A 17,034-nucleotide genomic window follows, 5' to 3' on the forward strand; every position below is an offset into this window, starting at 1 on the left:
GCAGGGCGAACAGTGGCGCGAGCGCCAATCATCAACGGCTCACCGCCACGGCGCCCGCGGCGACCGGGGGTAACTTCGACGGGTGCACACGGTGGCGGTGGCGGCATTCGACGGGGTGGTCGGCTTCGACCTGGCGACCGCGCTGGAGGTGTTCGGCAGGGCACGGCTACCTGACGGCGCGCCGGCCTACCAGGTGAAGGTGTGTGCCGAGCGCCGGGAGGTCGACGCGGGTTCCTTCGTGCTGCGGGCGCCCTGGCGTCTCGACTCCCTGCTCGGGGCGGACACGGTGATCGTGCCCGGCATCGCGGACCTCGCCGCGCCGACCTCGGCGCCACTGCTCAGGGCCGTGCGGGCGGCGGCCGCGCGGGGAGCCCGGGTGGCGTCGATCTGCGTGGGCGCCTTCGTCCTGGCCGAGGCCGGCCTGCTCGACGGCCGCCGGGCCACCACCCACTGGTCCGCCGCCGCCGAGCTGGCCCGCAGACATCCCGCCGTCACCGTCGAGCCGAACCTGCTCTACGTCGACGAGCGCGACGTGCTGACCTCGGCGGGGGCGGCCGCCGGGCTCGACCTGTGCCTGCACATGGTCCGGCGCGACCACGGCGCCGCCGTCGCCGCGGATGTCGCCCGCGCCTCGGTGATGCCGCTGGAACGCGCCGGCGGCCAGGCGCAGTTCATCACCTACGAACCACCGACCGCGAGCGGCTCCCTCGCGCCGCTGCTGCAGTGGCTGGCCAGCAATGCCGGGCGCGACATCGACCTTGACGACATGGCAGCCGAGGCCGCCGTCAGCGTGCGCACCCTGCTGCGGCGCTTCCGTGCCCAGACCGGGACCACGCCCATGCAGTGGCTCACCCACCACCGGGTGCGCCGGGCGCAACACTTGCTGGAGACCAGCGACATGCCCGTCGAGCGGGTTGGGCAGGCGACGGGCTTCGCCTCGACCACCACGTTCCGCGACCGTTTCAAGGAACTCGTCGGCGTCAGCCCGTCGGCGTACCGGCGCACCTTCGCCAGGCCAAAGGCATGCGGGCAGCGTCGGAGTGAATGAAGCCGGGCAGGGCCCTACCCTCTCCCGCGTCCTTGCCGGCGGGATCTGCTACATCCAGATGTACTCCTCAGCGATGGCGCCGTCGCGCCATTTCGCTACCGTCACCATCCGGCTGCCGTCCTCCAACTCGCCCACCACGCAGGTCCACTCCCCCGACCCGAACCCGATCGGGTGCGACTTGATCTGGACCGGCGTACCACCGGTGCTCTCGGCGAACGCCTTCATGGCATCGATGTGCTCCTGGACGCCGTGAGTCTGCGGTTGCCCCTTCAAGTCCACGAGCACATCATCGGTGTGGTAGTGGGCGAACACTCCGTTCCAGTCCGCCGGGTTCCACCCCTTATAGTCTAGTTCATCCATGCTCTTCAGGTTGCGAGCGACATGATCGTCGGTCATGACCCGATCCCTTCCAAGGCCCATAGCGCTACGTCCCCAAGCAAGCCTATGGAGGCGTGAGGGATCTATCAGGCGAACGGTGCGCCTTCAGTCCTCAGCCTTCGGCTTGAACGCACGCATGGGCAGCCGGCTGCCACGTTGCCAATGAACGGCTGAGCCTGGATGACGGGGCATTATCCGCAGTTGAGGCGCTGTTCGTGCACGCGCAGAGCCACCGTTGTGGCGTCCAGCAGAGGAGTGGGTACGCCCAGCGCACGGGCCCGGGCCGTGAGGTCGCCGAAGATCTGCTCGGCCTCGGTCGGCTGCCTGGCGACCAGGTCCCGGTAGAGCGAGGCCGTGTCGGCCGAGCCGCGCCGGGTCATGAAGGCCTGGACGTTGTCGAGGGTCTGCTTCGGCACCGGATGCCCGGCCGCCGCGGCGACGGCCGCGGCCTCGGCTGCGATCTGCGGGCCGAGGCGGTCGCCTCCGGGTACTGCCATGGCGTCGCCCACCGAGCCGCGTACCAGGGTGTTGAGGGCACCGAGCGTGCTGATGAAGACCCACTTGTGCCACATGGCTGCGCGGATGTCCGGCGAGACAGACAGGTCGAAGCCCGCGCTGGACAGCACCTCGGCGATCCGCTCGACGCGCTGCGACGTGCCGCCCTGCTGTTCGCCGATGACGATCTCGGCCAGGGCGCCCAGCCGGACGATGTCACCCTCGGCGTCGAGCGTGGTGAGGACGCGGACCACGCCACCGAGCACGGCGTCCTCGTCGAACCGCTCGTTCAGCCCGTCCATGTGCGCCATGCCGTTCAGGAACGGGATCACCGTGGTACGCGGGCCGACCGCAGCGGCGACGTCGTCGATCGCAGCCGACAGCGCGGTGGCCTTCACCGAGACGAGGACGATGTCGTAATGCCCGTCGATGTCGGCGGCGGTGAGCAGCCGTGGCGAAAGCACGGTCTCGGTCCCCAGGCCGGTGATTCGCAGCCCGCGCTCGCGGAGCACGTCCGCGCGGTTGGGCCGGACGAGGAAGGTGACGTCCCGGCCGGCCTGCTGGAGCTGGGCGCCGAAGTAGCCTCCGGTCGCGCCCGCCCCGACGACAAGAATCCTCATGCGCCGAGACGTTACTGGTGTAGCCGGTAACACAACAGCATGCGTGAAGTGATCTCCGTTACCGGTTGAACCGGTAACATCGAGTGGTGTTTCAGGATGAGGCGGCCTTCCGGTTCGTCGGCGGGCGGGTCTCGGTGGACTTCACCGCGACCCACGGCCTGCGGTGGCGCGACCCCGGCGTCGAACGCGTTCCCGCCCCGGCCGATCTCGCGCGCTGGTTCATCGAGGCGGGGCTGACCGCCATGCCCGTGCCGGTTTCCGCCTCGACCCACCGCAGCGCCCTTGATCTGCGCGAAGCCCTCTACCGGCTGATGCGTGGCCGGGTTTCCCAGGAACCGCTGGACCGGCGAGCCATCGATGTGGTGAACGGCTGGGCGGCCAAGGCGCCACCCGCGGTCCAGCTCACGGCGGACGGTTCGGCGAAACGTCTCGTGGCACCCACCGCCGGCAAGCTGCTGACGTTCGTGGCTCGCGACGGCGTCGACCTGCTCGGCGGCCCCCACGCCGACCGCCTGGGCGAATGCTCCCGCGACACGTGCACCCTGCTCTACCTGGACACCTCGCGGGCGGGCAGCCGCCGTTGGTGCTCCATGGAGGCCTGCGGGAGCCGCCACAAGATGGCCCGCTACCGCCGGCGCGACGCCGTGTGACCCGTCCGGCCTGAGGTAGAGGACGCGGGGTTGCCTCAGCCGAGGGGCCGTGTCAGGTCTGGTCCCGCAGGAAGGGCAGGACGAGATCGAGGAGTTGGTTGGGCTGTTCTTCGAACAGCCAGTGGCCGCTGTCCTCGAGAACGTGGGCGGTGACGGAGGTGGCGTACTGTTTCACCTGCTCGGACATCGTGTCGCCGAGGCTGGCTCGCGCCGCGATGACGAGCACGGGCATGCCCAGCTTCGTCTTGCGGTGCTCGATGTTGTCGGTGACGTCCTGAGGGATTGCCCGGAAGTGTTCGAAGCTCGCTTTCCGGTGGGCTTCGTCGCGCAGGTGGCGGCTGTACTCTTCGACATCCTCGGGTGTGAGGCTGCCCTTCTGAATCATGAGCGCATCGGTGAACAGGTTTACCCACAGCTCTTCGCGGCCGGCTGTCAGCTTCTCGGGCAGCCCGTTGGTGACGTTGAAGAAGCCGAAGTTCCACAGGGCCGGGCCTGCCGCGCCGAGGGCGGGGAAGCTGTAGACACTCTCGTCGGGGATGGGCGCCTCGGTCAGCACCAGTCGGGTCACCGTGTCGGGGTGGGCCGCGCAGTAGGCGTAGGCGACCATCGTGCCGAGGTCATGGCCGATGATCCGCAGGTCATGGTCCAGGCCTATTGACGTCAGCAGACCGTGCACGTCGGCGGCGACGGTCTTCTTGTCGTATCCGTCCTTCGGGGCGTCGGTGGCACCGAATCCGCGCAGGTCCGGGGCGATCACCTCGAAGGAGCGGGCCAGCTCGGGCAGGACGTGGCGCCACATGTACCACGACTGCGGGTAGCCGTGCAGCAGCAGCAGCGGAGGACCCTGGCCACCGCGGACGTAGTTCATGTTGACCGCACCGGTGCGGGACTGCCGCTCGACAAAACCTTGTGGCACACCCCTGCCGCTCATGGACCCGCTCCCCTCGATCGAGATGCAACGGGTCGGCTACCCGGTATGGCGGCGAGCATTCTCTGCGACGACGCCCTGCTTGTGGCTGCCGATAGGGTTACCGGCGGCGAAGACGCAAGGTGAGAGAACGCCTGGGAGATTTCCGCGTGATCGAGTGAACGGGCGTCCAGGATTCGAAACTGATCCCGACGAAGTCAGGTCGGCCACCTCAGCGGGCGCGCCAGCGAACCACGAATTCCTCCGCATCAGGCCGATGCGCCCCGCGAGCGCACCTGATTCGAGACTGCGGACAGCAATTGAGATCAGTGAGTCTGACTGTCACACCCTGTGGGTCACATCCTCCTGATACGCCTTCCGTCGGCGTGACGTACCCGACCCGGACGCCATATCGGCTAGCAGGGAGTCCACCACCATCTCCTCCAGCAGCGCGACACCATGTGCGCGGACCACCTCGGCGAGCTGTGGGTCCCACGGCGTGTCGTCGACTCGGCCGACGGGCGGACCGGCGGGCGGAACGGCTTGCTGATAGTCGTGAGCCTGGAGCAGCCACGGTTGGGCATTCGTCCGGCTCATCAGGTGGGCGGCGATCCGCAGCCCCTCCCCGTCGAAGTCTCCGTGATACCGCAGCTGGGCTCCGGTGGCGGACATGCTGCGCAGCAGCATGACCGCGGCGGTGCTCGGCCAGCCGGCCGTGCAGACCAGGGGTGGGCAGGAGGCACCGAAGCGTCGCAGCGCAACCGTGACGACCGCCGGGTTCTCGACGACGAACACCGGCCCGGGCAGCTGACCGATGGGATGGTGGCGGAGCTGGGCGAGGGTGATCAGGGATCCCTCACCGGCATCCGCCCAGGTGCGCAGCCCTCGCGCGAGCGGGCTGTCGCCGTCGGGTCGCATCCCGGCGACGAGGACGGTGGTCGACAGTTCGTCGCAGGCGATGCCGGAGTACTCCCACAGCCGTCGGCGCCCTTCCGCGTCGGTCGGTGTCTCTTCGTCGTGCAGGGCGGCAAGCGCTCGCAGGACGAGCTTGCCGAGCCGGCTGTCGTCGTCGAGCGCGTGGGAGTCACCGGTGAGCCGGGCGGCCAGCACCGCGAGTGGCTCACCTGCCGCGGGCAGCGCCGCGAGGACCTCGAACGCCTGCTTCAGCAGGGTGCGGGTGGTGGACACCTCACCGGCGGCGAGGCCACCGGTACGGGCCCGGTCGAGCCAGGTGAGCAGGGCGGGCTCGGCGGTGACGGCCGGGTGTTCGCGTGCCCAGCGCCAGAGTTCGGCGCGCTCGGCGGCACGTTGGCGACGCTGTCCCGCCCGGCTGGTGATCGGGCCGCCGATCGCCTCGACCACACCTCTGGTGTCCAGTCCGCCGGTGGCCGCGCGCAGGATGGCGTCGAGCGTCCGGAGGGGAACGGTCACCTCCGGGTCGGGGGTGTGGGCGAGGCCGAGGAGGTCCGCCAGTGCGGCCCGCTCGTCTGGTTGCAGAGCCTGCAGCCGTACTCGGGTCACCGGGCCGTCGGTGGCCTCGAACCGACGCCGAGCCTCGGCCCACAACGGGGCGAGGTCGGGGCGGTCGAACCGGGCCGCCGTCATGTCGGGTCGTCGGCCAGCACGTCGTGACCGGTCCAGACGAAGCGGGCGGTGGTGACGGCGTCGTCGCCGTCCTCCGCGCCGGCGATCAGCTGGTGGATGGCGATGCCGTCGACCTCGGCGTAGGTGCACCATTCCTGGTCGGAGGTGAGCAGCAGGTCGAGATCGAGGGCTTTCAGCACGCCCATCAGCTGTCCACGGTTGGTCTGGTCGACGCCCACGAAAACCTCGTCGAGCAGGATCAGCCGGGGCGCGGTCGGTGCGGCGCGATAGTGGGCTCCGGCGGCGGCGAACAGGGGCAGGTGCAGGACGATGGCCTTCTCGCCGCCGGACTTCGCGCCGTGTTGTCGGCGGGTGACGGGTGACCAGCCCCCCGCGGCGGAGCGGATCTGCACGACAAAGCGGTGCCACCGCCGGTAGTCGAGGGCTTCGCTGAGCTGCTGCTCCCAGCCGTCGTTGGAGCCGGCGTTGCGGATGTCGTCGATGCGGGCGCGGAAGAAGTCGTGCAGGGCGACGCGTTGGGCGTCGGTCAGCAGCGCCGGGTCCTGCAGGAGGAGTTCTCGGGCCTGCCGCAGGCGGGGGTCGAGGTCGCTGTTGACCTCCCAGATCAGCCGGACGCCGAGGCCGGACACGGTGCGGACCTGTTCGAGCTGGGCGCTGGTGTCGCGGACGAGGTCGGCCGCCTGGCGGATACGCAGGGCGACATGACGGCGGGTGTCACCGGTCAGGGTGCGGTCGAACAGCTGCCGTTCCTCTTCGGTGAGGTGGGCGCGCATGTCGTCGCGTTCGGACACGAGCCGGTGCACCAGCGCGGTGGGGGTGGTCGGCAGGCCGTCGACGGTTGCGGTGACGATCTGCACGTCACACTGTTCGTCGGGTGTCATGGCCAGGTCGGCGTAGCCGGCCAGCGAGGCAGCGATGACGTGCAGGACGTTGCCGAGTTCACCTTCGTCCTGACGGAGGTGGCGGGGACCGTGGGCGAGGCTGCCGATCTCCTCGGCGATCTGGCGCGCGACGTGCAGGGTTGCGGTGACGCCGCCGACGCCGGTGAGGTCGGTGGTGAGGGCCGCGTCGGGGCCGAGGAGGTCGACGAGTCGGGTCAGGTGGCCGGTTGCGGTGTCGCGGACGGCGGCAGCGGCGTCGCGGTCTTGTTCGGCGCGTTCAGCGCGGGCATTGAGGTCGTGCAGCTGCCCGATGAGGGTGTCGTGGCGGGGCCGTAAGCCTTGCAGGTCCTGTTTCAGGGTTTCCAGGTGACCGCGCAGCCGGTGCACCTCGTCGAGGACCGCCCGGTACTGCACGCCGACGGTGCGTTCCACCGCCTCGAGTCGGGCCGCGAGACCGGCGGCGCGATCCTCTGCGGTCTCGGCGCGGATCGCTTCCTCCTCGGCGAGGGTGGCCGCGCGATCGGCCGTGTCCCGAGCGTCGTCGCGCCGCGCGGTGATGCTCTCCTGCCGGCTGCGGTCGGCCAACCAACCGTCGGCCGCCTGACGCAGGGTGCGCAGCGCGTCGGTGAGGCGGTCGAGATCGGCCACGGCGGTGGGCAGGCCGTGGCGGGAACCCGCGAGGGTCAGGTCGCGCAGAGCGGCGCGAACGGCGTCGTCCGTGGTGGCCGCTTCCCGGCCGGCCTCGTCGAGGAGGTCCTGTGCGGCGGCGAGCTTCAGCTCGGCGCGGGTGACCTGATCGGCCGCGCGCGTGACGCCGCGGTGGTCGGGCCGGGCGGCGAACTCCGTCTGCAGCAGGTGGCGCCGCTCGCTCAACTGCCGGGTCGCCTCGCTGATCCGGGCGCGTTCGCCGTCGAGGTCCGCGACTCGGGCCGTCAGCTCGTCGATCTGTCGGCGCCGGGCGCGTTCCCGGGCCGCCGCGCCCAGGAACTCGACGTCCGGTTTGCCGGCGTTGCCGTAGAGCGGACCGAGTCGCCAGGTGCCGTCCGCGCCGACAGCGGCGATGTGGTCGGGTCGGGTCGGTCCGAACGCCACGCCGCCGAGCACCGCGGCCACAACCGGCGCCGCTACGGGCGCCCGTTCGTCGGGACTGAGCACCACGAGCAGGGAGTCGTGGGGTGCGGGCAGGGCGATGGCGGCGGCCAGGTAGGTGTCGTGGCCGCGGCGGTCCGAGGTCACCGACCCGTCGGGCCAGACCCAGGCGTCGAGCAGGCCCGATGCCTCGAGCGCTGCTTCCACGGCGGTCTGCACGGTGCTCGGCACCCCGCCACGCCAGTCGACCAGCCGCCACAGCGGGCCGCCGGGTCGCTCGTGACGGGGTGCGCTGCGCAGCAGCGAGAGTGCCGGCTCGGAGGTAGCCGTGGTGGAGAGCTCGGTCAGGCGTGCCGCGAGGGGTTCGCGCCGTCGGCGCAGTTCGTCGTCACGGGCTTGCTGCTGTGCGTGCGCGGCGGCGAGTTGCTCGCGCACGGTGGCGGCCAGTTCGCCGAGCAGGGTGCCGAGGGTGTCCTCGTCGCCGGCGAGGTCGGCCAGTTCGGCTGCCCGGCCGGTGACCGGGAGCACCGCACACTCAGACGCCCACCGGACAACGGCCTCGCGCAGGGCGGCCACCTCGTCGTCGTACGCACGGGAGAGCTGCCGCAGTGCGGCGGCGGCGGAGTCACGTTCGGTGGTTCGTCGTTCTCGCCGCGCCTGGGCCTGGTCGCGCTCGCTGACCGCCCGCTGGTGGATGGCGATCGCGGCGCCGACGGCGGCGATCTCCTCCTCCCGGCCGCGGATGATGCCGCGGAGGAGGTTCCTGGCCCGGTCGGTGGTGTCGGCGGCGAGGGGTTCGACCAGGGTGGCCATTCCGGCGGCGAGCGCCGCGGCGGTGGTGTCACGCCATGATCTGCTGGTCTGCGCGGCGCTCGTGGTGACCTCGGCGGCAAGGCGTTCGGCCTGTTCTGTGGCGCGGGCCGCCTCCGCACGCCGGCTGTCCGCCGCCGCGCGGGTGTCGGCGGCGCTGCGCCGGGCGGCAGCAGCCTCCCTACGCAGGTCGTCGAGCTGGCGGCCCTCGCGGTAGGCGTCGCTGTCGCGCAGGCCACCGATGCGTTCCTCGGTGACGGTCTGCTCGCGCTCGTTGGCCGTGATGGCCGCACTCACCTGCGTCAGCTCGTCGGCGGCGGCGGCGTGCTCCTGGCGGCGGTGGCGGGCATCACGGGTGACGTTGTCCAGCTGGGTGGTGGCGGCGATGACCTCGGCCGCCCCGCGCCGCATGGCACGCCGGGCGTAGCGCTGCTGGCGTTCGGCCAGCCGACGCGCGGCGGTGACCTCCTCGTCGAGCCGGGCGAGGCGTTCGCGGCGCCGATCCAGCTGCTCGAAGCCTTCGGCGATCTCGGCCAGGTCGGCGGCGTCCAGCGGCGGCAGGGCCTTCGACAGCACCTCCGACAGCGCGTCGGGGTTAAGGTGTTCGGACAGCTTCGGGGTGCGCAGTTGCAGCAGCGTCGCAATGAGCGCCTCATACTGCGTCTCGCTGAGCCCGCGGAACAGGGTCTCCCGCACGGCCCGCCGGTAGGACTCGGCGCCGGTGTGCACGCCGCCCTCGTCGCCGAGCGCCTGGGTCAGGTCCTGACGGGTCAGCGGGACGTTGCCCTCCTTGACCAGGGACAGGCCGTCGGGCTCGCCCACCCGCAGCCGGGTGGTGAAGTAGGTGGCGTCGACGGTACGGGTGTTGGTCGACGTGGCCAGCCGGGCTCCGCAGGTGAACCAGCGCGTTTCGTCGCCGCCGTGTCCGAATTCCAGCCACACGTAGCCCACCCGGGTGGTGTGCGGGTAGCCATCACCCATGAGGTTCCAGTGCATGGTGCGCTCGGACCCGCCGAACGTGGAGAGTCGGGCGGGGCGCAGGCTCGCGTCCAGCAGGTACGGCAGAAGCAGCTCCAGCGCCTTGGACTTGCCGGTGCCGTTGGGCCCGCGCAGCAGCAACCGGCCGCGGTGGAAGGTGAACACCTCGTCGTAGTAGCGCCAGATGTTCAGCACGCCGGCGCGGGTGGGCTGCCACCGGTCGGCGCGCAGCCCGGCAGTGGGGGCGCCCCCGGCGGGCAGGGTCAGAACGGTCACCGGCGGCTCCTCTGTGCGGGCGTGACGACGGTGGGTCGGCTGACCGCGTAGCGGGCGGCGGCGGCCAGCGCACGGACGGCCCCGCCGGCCCGGTCGACGAGCCCGAACCGGGCGAGCAACGCGAGGGCTTCGCCGGTCAACCGGTCGGGTCCGCCGTCGGAGCGGTAGGTCCGCGCCCACCCGGGTACGGCCGTGAACCGGTCGGCCAGCTGCCGGACCAGCTGATCCTCGCCCACGGCGTCGGGGCGGGCCGCCAGAACAGTGTCGAGGAGCAGCAGCGCCGCCTGCCCGGCCACGCTGCCGCCCACCGGAAACCTCTCGTCCGTCGCGAGGGCGTCCGGGTCGACGGCCAGCATGCCTTCGGCACGCTCTTCGAGGATCATGCCTGCGTCGGCCACCGCGGCGCGCAGCATCCGCCGGCCGGTGATGCTATTCGCGTAGGCGCGTTGCGCCACGGACAGGTCGGCGACGTAGACCACCGGGTCGTCGAGGAGCCGGCGGACGATGGAGTGCCGCAGCCAGCGGTTGCGCTGCTCGTCCGACACGTCGGCCGCGGGGTCGTCGGCGCCGCCGTAGCGCGGCTCGACCACCAGGGCGCCGATGTCGCCGTCGGTCAGCCGCGACGGCGCCTGCCGGGCGGCGAGCAGCCGGACCAGGCGTCCGCTGTCGACCCGGTAGAGCACCTTCGCGTCGGCCTGCTGCAGGTAGGCGTCGGTGCTGCCGTCCACGGCGGTGAGCACACCCAACTCCTCCAGCGCGAGCAGCGCGTCGACGTAGGCGCGGCGGTCGTCGTGCCGGGAGCTGTCGAAACCCACGATGTCCGGCTCCGCGGCGGACGCCTGGGCGAGCCGCTCCGCGATTATCCCGATCGTGGTCACCGGCCCGCCGAGCAGCTCCGCCGCGACCAGGCACAGCAGTGTGTAGCGGCGCCGGTCGAACGGGGTGCGAGCGCCGCGGGGGCGGCGCGCGGGCCGATCCACCGGTGGGCGGGGCGAGGTTTTCATCAGCCGTGCGTAGCCGGCGCGGGGCTCGACGATCAGCGGCCAGCCGGTGTGCGTGTCGAACCAGGTGACCAGCCCGGCGCGGTGCCGCACCACGAGGGCGAAGTCGGCGCCGGTGTCACGCGTGAGCAGGGGGCGGGCCAGCAACGCGCGGATGGCCTGGGCCCGCTCCGTCGCCCGCTCCCGGTCGAGTTCGCTGCGCAGGTCACTCACGTGCGCGGCCTTCGGTCATGCGCTCGCCTCCACACCCGCTCGGCCCGCGGCCATGGTTGCCGCCGAGCGGGCCTCACTGATCGAGACCAGCAGGTCCGGGGCGGACAGCACACCGTGCGGGGTGCGCAACAGGGCGCGCCGGTCGGCGCCGGCGTCGTCGAGGGTCACGACCAGGCGGCCGTCGGCCGTCGCCGCCCGCCGGACACCGTCGCGCTGCGGGGCGGACAGCGCCCGCGACAGCAGCTCAAGCAACCGGGCGAAGCTCCCGGAATCGAGCTGCGCGAACGCCGACAACCGCACCGGCCCGGGCGTCGCCAGCTGTGCCCACGCCCGTTCCAGCTCGGCCCGCTCCGCCACCACCCGCTCGCGGCGCAGCCGACGCACCTGCGCGGTGTCGCGGACCCGGGCGGTACGGGCGACCTTGTCCACCTGGCCGGTGGTGCGCAGCAGCGGCGACACCGGTACCGCCGGGGCGTCCCACCACGAGGTGGTGGCCGGCACCGCGGTCGGGTCATCCGGGCTGAGGTGGGTGTGCCGGGCCGGCCACAACCCGAACGCGGCTGACCACAGCTCGTGGGCGGTCTCGTCGGAGTCGCTGGCGGCGAACCAGCGGGCCAGGGCGCGGAAGTCGGCGGCGGTGCTGGTGCCGCGCCGCCGGCTGTCGGTCAGCCGCTCCAGGGCCCGCATCAGCGCGACGATGGCGCGGCGCGCCACGTCGGCGAGCTGATCGATGCGGGGGCTGGTGCCGTCGGCGGGCTGGAACCAGGCGCACAGGCCGTCCCACCGGGCGGCGCGCTGCTCCAGCCAGCGCGGTGCGGGGTCGTCGCCGCCGGGTAGCGCGGGAAGGTCGGCGCCGCGCAGCGCCCGGTGGTGCAGGATCGTGACCCCGCGCCCGTGGATGCGGGCCACGGCGTCGGAGATCGCGTGCCGCCGCGAGTCGAGGTTGGTGACGAACTCCGACAGATAGGCGATGGTGGCCTGTTTGACCTCGGCGAAGGTGGCCGGATCGGCGCCTTCGGCGCGCAGCAGCCGCTGCAACTGGCCGTTGAACTGCTTCGTGCTGGCCCGCAGGCCGGCGAGGTGGCCCTCAAGCTCCATCAGCGCGGCATACAGGCGGCGATCGGGGCTGCCGTCGGCTGCGAGCAGGTCGTGCAGCTCACCGAGCCGGTCGAGGATGGCGTCCAGGACCGCCGTCTGCAGGGCACCGGTCGAGGACAGGTGCTGCACGGCGTGCAGCACCCCCTCGTAGGCGGCCTCCCCCTTGCGGCTCAGCGAGTAGTGCAGATTCCGCCGCTCGTACTCCGCGGCCGAGGCGTAGTGGGCGGTGTGGTTCTGCGTCCGTTCGATCAGCCCGTATTTGTGCAGAGCCCCGAGCGTGTAGTCCAGCGAACTGTCGGCGACCGGCTCGTACCAGCCGATGCCGGGCAGGGCGGCGAGGATCTCGTCGAAGGTCAGTGCGGCGACCAGCCGTTCGTGGGCGTCGCCGAAGACCTGCATGACGGCGGTGTGCAGGTCGGCCCGGTCGGTGGTGGTGAAGGCGAACATGTCCGCCGGTATCTGGCGGAACGCAGGCCGCGAGCGGGATTCGTCGACCACGTACCCTCCCGTGCTGCTCGCGCCTGCGGACACCCCACGTTACCGGCCGCCACCGACATCACACCGCACGTCGGCAACCGGGTGCAGTGTGAGCTGGTCGACCTCGGATTGGTGGCCGCGACGTCGCGGCCCGGCTCAGGTGACGGTGATCGGCTTCGGCGTGGTCTTCGAGTCCAGCCAGGTGTTGATGAGCTTGGTGAAGTCGCGCCCGGTCTGCTTGTTGACGACGGCGATGAACGACGCCCGGTCCTGCTGGGTGTTGCGCTGCTCCTGCACCCAGGCGCGGGCCAGCGCGAAGAACGCCTTGTCACCCAACTGCCGGTGGATCTCGTGGAGCATGGCCTCCGGGCACAGGTAGACGTTGCCCTCGGCGAAGTTCTTCGGGTTGGGCTTGCCGGGCGGGCCGAGCTTCTTGCGCATGGCGGCGTCGGCGTCGCGCAGGTACCGGTCCAGGCTGGCGTCGCTGAGGTGCAGCGTTTCCTTGGTGTACAGGTCCTGGGCGTACTGGGCCCAGCCTTCGTTGAGCCACAGGTCGGTCCAGGTGGTCGGCGTGACGGAGTCGCCGAACCACTGGTGGGCGTACTCGTGCAGCAGGTCGCTTCCCCAGCGGTCCCGGCGGGCCTTGGTGTTCTCGATCTTCCGGCCCATCGTGATCATCTGCTGGGTCTCCATACCGGAGGCCGAATCCACCACCACGACCCCACCGGACGGGAACGGGTAGGGACCGAACTTCTTCTCCAGCCAGGCCAGGTACTGGGGGGACTTCTTCAGGTACGGCAGGAGCTTGTCGTCGGCGCCCTTGCGGTACCAGTAGGTCAGCGGAATGCCCCGGGGTCCCTTGGCGGTCAGCTTCTGGTACTTGCCGACCGCCAGGGTGGTCAGGTACGTCGCGACCGGGTCGGCGCTGCGGTAGGTGAACGTGGTCCCGGACTGCCCGGCCGGGGTGCCGCTGGCGATCGCGGACCAGCCCGTCGGGACGGTCACCCGGATGTCGTAGAGGGCTTCGTCGGACGGCTGGTCGTTCGCCGGGTACCAGGTGAAGGCCCCGAACGGCTCCTGCATCGTCCAGAGGCCGCCCTCCTTGGTGACGGTGAGGCCCAGGTCCTCCACGTCCTTGCGGTGCGACGGCATCGGCGTGGTCTTCGGCTTGCCGTGGTACTTGACCACCAGCGTCACCGGCTGGTCGGCGACGACCGGTGCGGTCACGGTCAGCTTCTCCTTGGCGACGGTGCCGGTGACCGTCGTGCCGTCCAGCGTCACCTCGTCGACCTGGTAGGGCATGAAGTCGAGGACCAGGGCGGTGGCGTCCTTGGTGGGCCGGATCCGCAGGGTGGCGGCGCCCGTGAGGGTCCTGGTCGACGGCGCCCAGTCCAACGCCAGGTCGTAGTGCAGGACGTCCAGCGCGTCGGTGCCCCGGGCCGGGTAGATCTTGTCGGCCACCGGGGTCGAGCGCCCGGCCTGCCAGGCGGTGTAGTCGACGGCGGGGGCGGTCGGGCTCGGGGTGGCCGTGGGGGCGGACGAGCCGGCGGCCGGGGCGGCCGGATCGCTGGTGCATGCCGTGACGAGCAGCGGTGCGACAAGCAGGGTGAGGGGTACGCGGCGACGCATCAGCGCACCATACGGCAGAGATCCACTTCCGTGGGGGCTCTCGCCACTTCCCGGTGGGGGCCCGGCGGTCGGCGGAGGCCACCGTGGAGGAACGCGACCAACGCCTGCGGGCGATCACGAAGAAGCGCGGCAGCAGGGCGGCCGGTCCTCATCGACGCGCAGGTCCTCGTCGCGCCGTGACCGGCTACCGGTCCGGCGCACCGTCCAACCGGACGCAGCAGGCCCCGGGACGCGGCGCGAGCCGGGGCAGCAGGTCGGTACGTCCCGCGCCGTCGACCATGCCGGCGAGGAACGCGTGGTTGAGCCCGCACACCAGGGCGGTCTGCCGGGTGGCCAGGACGTGGAACGGGCAGTTGCCCAGCAACACATGATCGCCGAGCGCCTCGGGCTCGAAGCCGAGGCCGGCGAGTGCGACGACGAGGTCCTCGCCGGATTCGCGTACCCGTGCTCCGATCTCCTGGCCGCGTTGCCGGGCATGCCGCCGCGCCGCCTCGGGGGCGTCGTGCGGGTCGTCGGCGACGGCGTCGGCGAGGATCTCGGCGATGAGTTCGTAGCGCCGCTCGGGGACGGTGATCGCGACGCCGTCGCTGGTCGCCTCGTAGACCTTCGGCGTCCGGCCGCGGCCGCGGGGCTGATCGGCCGGCGTCTCGTAGCGGGCCCGCAACAGCCCCGACTCGACGAGCTTGTCGAGGTGGAACGCCGTGAGGTTGCGGGACATGCCGTGCGCCTCGGCCGCCTCCTCGCGGGTGACCGGATGATCGGCCCGGCACACGTAGTCGTAGAGCGCCCGCCGGGACCGGTCGACGAGCGCGGCCATCGCGCTCCAGCGCTCCCCGGTGCTCATGGCGAAAGGTTATCACCAACGAGGGCTATTGAAATTCCGGACACGGTGGGGCAGCATGATCGCTATCACCAATGAGCGTTGGTTAAAATACCTGGGGGTCCGAGTGAGTGTCAGCGCGCTACGAGTGCACCACCAGCGTCCCCGCCGCGACCCGGCCGCCGCCGAACGGGCGGCGGCGGAATTCCTGGCCGCGCTCGGCGTGGACCTCTCCGCCGACGGGCTCGCCGACACGCCGGGCCGGATGGCCCGCGCCTACGCCGAACTGCTCACCCCGCGCGAGTTCCAGCTGACCACCTTCGACAACGACGAGGGCTACGACGAGCTGGTGCTGGCCCGGGCCATCCCGATCCGGTCGGTCTGCGAACACCACCTGCTGCCGTTCGTCGGCGTCGCGCACGTCGGCTACCTGCCCGGGGAGCGCATCCTGGGTCTGTCCAAGCTGGCCCGGGTGGTCGAGCTGTTCGCCCACGGCCCGCAGGTCCAGGAGCGCCTGACCAAACAGATCGCCGACTGGCTGACCGGCCAGCTGCGCCCGCGCGGCGTCGGCGTGGTCATCGAAGCCGAACACCTGTGCATGACACTGCGCGGCGTCCAGGCCGTCGGCAGCAGCACCATCACCTCCACCCTGCTCGGCACCCTGCGCGACGACCACCGCTCGCGCGCCGAGTTCTTCACCCTGGCCGGGGTCGGCCCCCGCTGATCGACGCACCCCGAAAGGAGCTGGACCGATGCCGAAGACCGGCACGTTCGTGATCGTAGGAGGTGGGCTCGCCGGCGCGCGGGCCGCGCAGACGCTGCGGGAGGAGGGCTTCGACGGCGGCATCGTCGTGATCGGCGACGAGCCGGAGCGACCGTACGAGCGGCCGCCGCTGTCCAAGGGTCTGCTGACCGGCGGCGCCGAACCCGACAGCGTGTACGTGCACGAGGCCGGGTGGTACGCCGCGCACGACGTCGACCTGCGGACCACCGCCCGCGCCGTCGCCGTCGACCGTTCCGCCGGCGAGGTCCGGCTCGCCGACGGCCAGCACATCCGGTACGACAAGCTGCTGCTGGCCACCGGCGCCACGCCCCGCGACCTCGCGGCACCCGGCGTCGACCTGGACGGGGTGCTGCGGCTGCGTACCCTCGCCGACAGCCGCCGGATCGCCGCGGCACTGGTCGACGGCGCGCACCTCGTGATCGTCGGAGCGGGGTGGATCGGCCTGGAGGTCGCCGCGGCCGCCCGGAAGCGCGGCGCCACCGTCGACGTCGTCGAGACGGCCGCGCTGCCGTTGCGCCGGGTCCTCGGCGACGAGATCGCCCGGGTGTTCGCCAACCTGCACCGGGACCACGGCGTCACCTTCCACTTCGGCGCCGAGGTCGACGAGATCCGCGGCACCGGTCGCGTCTCCTCGGTCCGGCTGGCCGACGGCACCGAGCTGCCCGCCGACGCCGTGGTGGTGGCCGTGGGCGTACGGCCGAGCACCGAGCTGGCGACGGCGGCGGGCCTCACCGTCGAGAACGGGATCGTCGTCGACGCGTCCCTGCGCACCGCCGACCCGGAAATCCACGCCGCCGGTGACGTCGCCAACGCCTACCATCCCGTGCTGCGCCGGCACCTGCGCGTCGAGCACTGGGCCAACGCCCTGCACGGTGGCCCGGCGGCGGCACGCGCCATGCTGGGTCAGGCGGTCAGCTTCGACGACCTGCCCTACTTCTACACCGACCAGTACGACCTGGGCATGGAGTACGTCGGACACGCGCCGCCCGGGGCGTTCGACCGGGTCGTCGTCCGGGGCGACCTCGCCAAGCGCGAGTTCATCGCCTTCTGGACCGCCGGCGGGCGGGTGCTCGCCGGCATGAACGTCAACGTGTGGGACGTGGTCCCGTCGATCCGGCGGCTCGTCGCGGCGGCCGGGCCGGTCGACGTCGACCGGCTGGCCGACCCGGACGTGCCGCTCGACGAGCTGCAGCCACCGGCGGCCGCACCCGGCACTCAGACCGGTTAGGGTCGGGCGGTAGGTTGCGGCGTCGGTCCGTTCCCCTGGAGTTCCTG

General features: G+C 71.8%; 13 protein-coding genes. 4 read left to right on the forward strand and 9 right to left on the reverse strand.

Features of this window, described 5'->3' with window-relative positions:
• The first annotated feature begins 82 nt into the window (after positions 1-82).
• Complete coding sequence (locus B0E53_RS00720) at positions 83-1,048, forward strand: helix-turn-helix domain-containing protein (protein WP_107074134.1); 966 nt, start codon at positions 83-85, stop codon at positions 1,046-1,048.
• A gap of 48 nt (positions 1,049-1,096) precedes the next feature.
• Here the strand turns inward: B0E53_RS00720 and B0E53_RS00725 are convergent, their stop codons facing one another.
• Positions 1,097-1,444, reverse strand: a complete 348-nt coding sequence (locus tag B0E53_RS00725) for a hypothetical protein (protein WP_107074135.1) — start codon at positions 1,442-1,444, stop codon at positions 1,097-1,099.
• Positions 1,445-1,617: 173 nt separating this feature from the next.
• Positions 1,618-2,541 carry a ketopantoate reductase family protein gene (locus B0E53_RS00730; RefSeq protein ID WP_107074136.1) on the reverse strand — a complete coding sequence of 308 codons (924 nt, stop codon included), beginning with the start codon at positions 2,539-2,541 and terminating at the stop codon, positions 1,618-1,620.
• Positions 2,542-2,675: 134 nt separating this feature from the next.
• On the opposite strand from B0E53_RS00730, the gene B0E53_RS00735 reads away from it, so the two are divergent.
• Complete coding sequence (locus tag B0E53_RS00735; protein ID WP_168215158.1) at positions 2,676-3,191, forward strand: ABATE domain-containing protein; 516 nt, start codon at positions 2,676-2,678, stop codon at positions 3,189-3,191.
• A 52-nt stretch (positions 3,192-3,243) separates the two neighbouring features.
• On the opposite strand, the gene B0E53_RS00740 is transcribed toward B0E53_RS00735, so the two are convergent.
• The 7 genes from B0E53_RS00740 to B0E53_RS00770 form a co-directional block, all read right to left on the reverse strand.
• Complete coding sequence (locus tag B0E53_RS00740) at positions 3,244-4,122, reverse strand: alpha/beta hydrolase (RefSeq protein WP_107074138.1); 879 nt, start codon at positions 4,120-4,122, stop codon at positions 3,244-3,246.
• A gap of 318 nt (positions 4,123-4,440) precedes the next feature.
• On the reverse strand, positions 4,441-5,703 hold the full coding sequence (locus tag B0E53_RS00745) for a TIGR02679 family protein (protein WP_107074139.1): 1,263 nt from the start codon (positions 5,701-5,703) through the stop codon (positions 4,441-4,443).
• Entirely contained in the window at positions 5,700-9,737 is a 4,038-nt protein-coding gene (locus B0E53_RS00750; protein ID WP_107074140.1) for a TIGR02680 family protein, read from the reverse strand. The genes B0E53_RS00745 and B0E53_RS00750 overlap by 4 nt, the downstream gene beginning before the upstream one ends.
• Positions 9,734-10,951, reverse strand: a complete 1,218-nt coding sequence (locus B0E53_RS00755; RefSeq protein WP_107074141.1) for a TIGR02678 family protein — start codon at positions 10,949-10,951, stop codon at positions 9,734-9,736. The genes B0E53_RS00750 and B0E53_RS00755 overlap by 4 nt, the downstream gene beginning before the upstream one ends.
• Positions 10,952-10,966: 15 nt before the next feature.
• Positions 10,967-12,547 carry a TIGR02677 family protein gene (locus B0E53_RS00760; protein ID WP_210405840.1) on the reverse strand — a complete coding sequence of 527 codons (1,581 nt, stop codon included), beginning with the start codon at positions 12,545-12,547 and terminating at the stop codon, positions 10,967-10,969.
• A gap of 135 nt (positions 12,548-12,682) precedes the next feature.
• Complete coding sequence (locus B0E53_RS00765; protein ID WP_107074143.1) at positions 12,683-14,155, reverse strand: M1 family metallopeptidase; 1,473 nt, start codon at positions 14,153-14,155, stop codon at positions 12,683-12,685.
• Positions 14,156-14,339: 184 nt separating this feature from the next.
• Positions 14,340-14,999: a helix-turn-helix domain-containing protein gene (locus B0E53_RS00770; protein WP_107074144.1), complete on the reverse strand. Its 660-nt coding sequence runs from the start codon at positions 14,997-14,999 to the stop codon at positions 14,340-14,342.
• 103 nt (positions 15,000-15,102) lie between these two features.
• Here B0E53_RS00770 and folE point away from each other — a divergent pair, with 103 nt between their 5' ends.
• Both folE and B0E53_RS00780 read left to right on the forward strand, forming a co-directional pair.
• Positions 15,103-15,699, forward strand: a complete 597-nt coding sequence (gene folE / locus B0E53_RS00775) for a GTP cyclohydrolase I FolE (RefSeq protein WP_246835140.1) — start codon at positions 15,103-15,105, stop codon at positions 15,697-15,699.
• Positions 15,700-15,727: 28 nt separating this feature from the next.
• Positions 15,728-16,987 (forward strand): FAD-dependent oxidoreductase, encoded by a 1,260-nt coding sequence (locus B0E53_RS00780; RefSeq protein WP_107074146.1) that lies wholly within the window; start codon positions 15,728-15,730, stop codon positions 16,985-16,987.
• Positions 16,988-17,034: the final 47 nt, after the last annotated feature.

Origin of the sequence: Micromonospora sp. MH33 (genome assembly GCF_003013775.1) — a bacterium.
Taxonomy (GTDB): domain Bacteria; phylum Actinomycetota; class Actinomycetes; order Mycobacteriales; family Micromonosporaceae; genus Micromonospora; species Micromonospora fulviviridis.

Excerpts from the sequence above, each read along its gene's own strand:
- B0E53_RS00725 (WP_107074135.1), bottom strand. The coding sequence starts at position 1,444 with ATGACCGACGATCATGTCGCTCGCAACCTGAAGAGCATGGATGAACTA.
- B0E53_RS00730 (WP_107074136.1), bottom strand. The coding sequence starts at position 2,541 with ATGAGGATTCTTGTCGTCGGGGCGGGCGCGACCGGAGGCTACTTCGGC.
- B0E53_RS00740 (WP_107074138.1), bottom strand. The coding sequence starts at position 4,122 with ATGAGCGGCAGGGGTGTGCCACAAGGTTTTGTCGAGCGGCAGTCCCGC.
- B0E53_RS00745 (WP_107074139.1), bottom strand. The coding sequence starts at position 5,703 with ATGACGGCGGCCCGGTTCGACCGCCCCGACCTCGCCCCGTTGTGGGCC.
- B0E53_RS00765 (WP_107074143.1), bottom strand. The coding sequence starts at position 14,155 with ATGCGTCGCCGCGTACCCCTCACCCTGCTTGTCGCACCGCTGCTCGTC.
- B0E53_RS00770 (WP_107074144.1), bottom strand. The coding sequence starts at position 14,999 with ATGAGCACCGGGGAGCGCTGGAGCGCGATGGCCGCGCTCGTCGACCGG.
- B0E53_RS00780 (WP_107074146.1), top strand. The coding sequence starts at position 15,728 with ATGCCGAAGACCGGCACGTTCGTGATCGTAGGAGGTGGGCTCGCCGGC.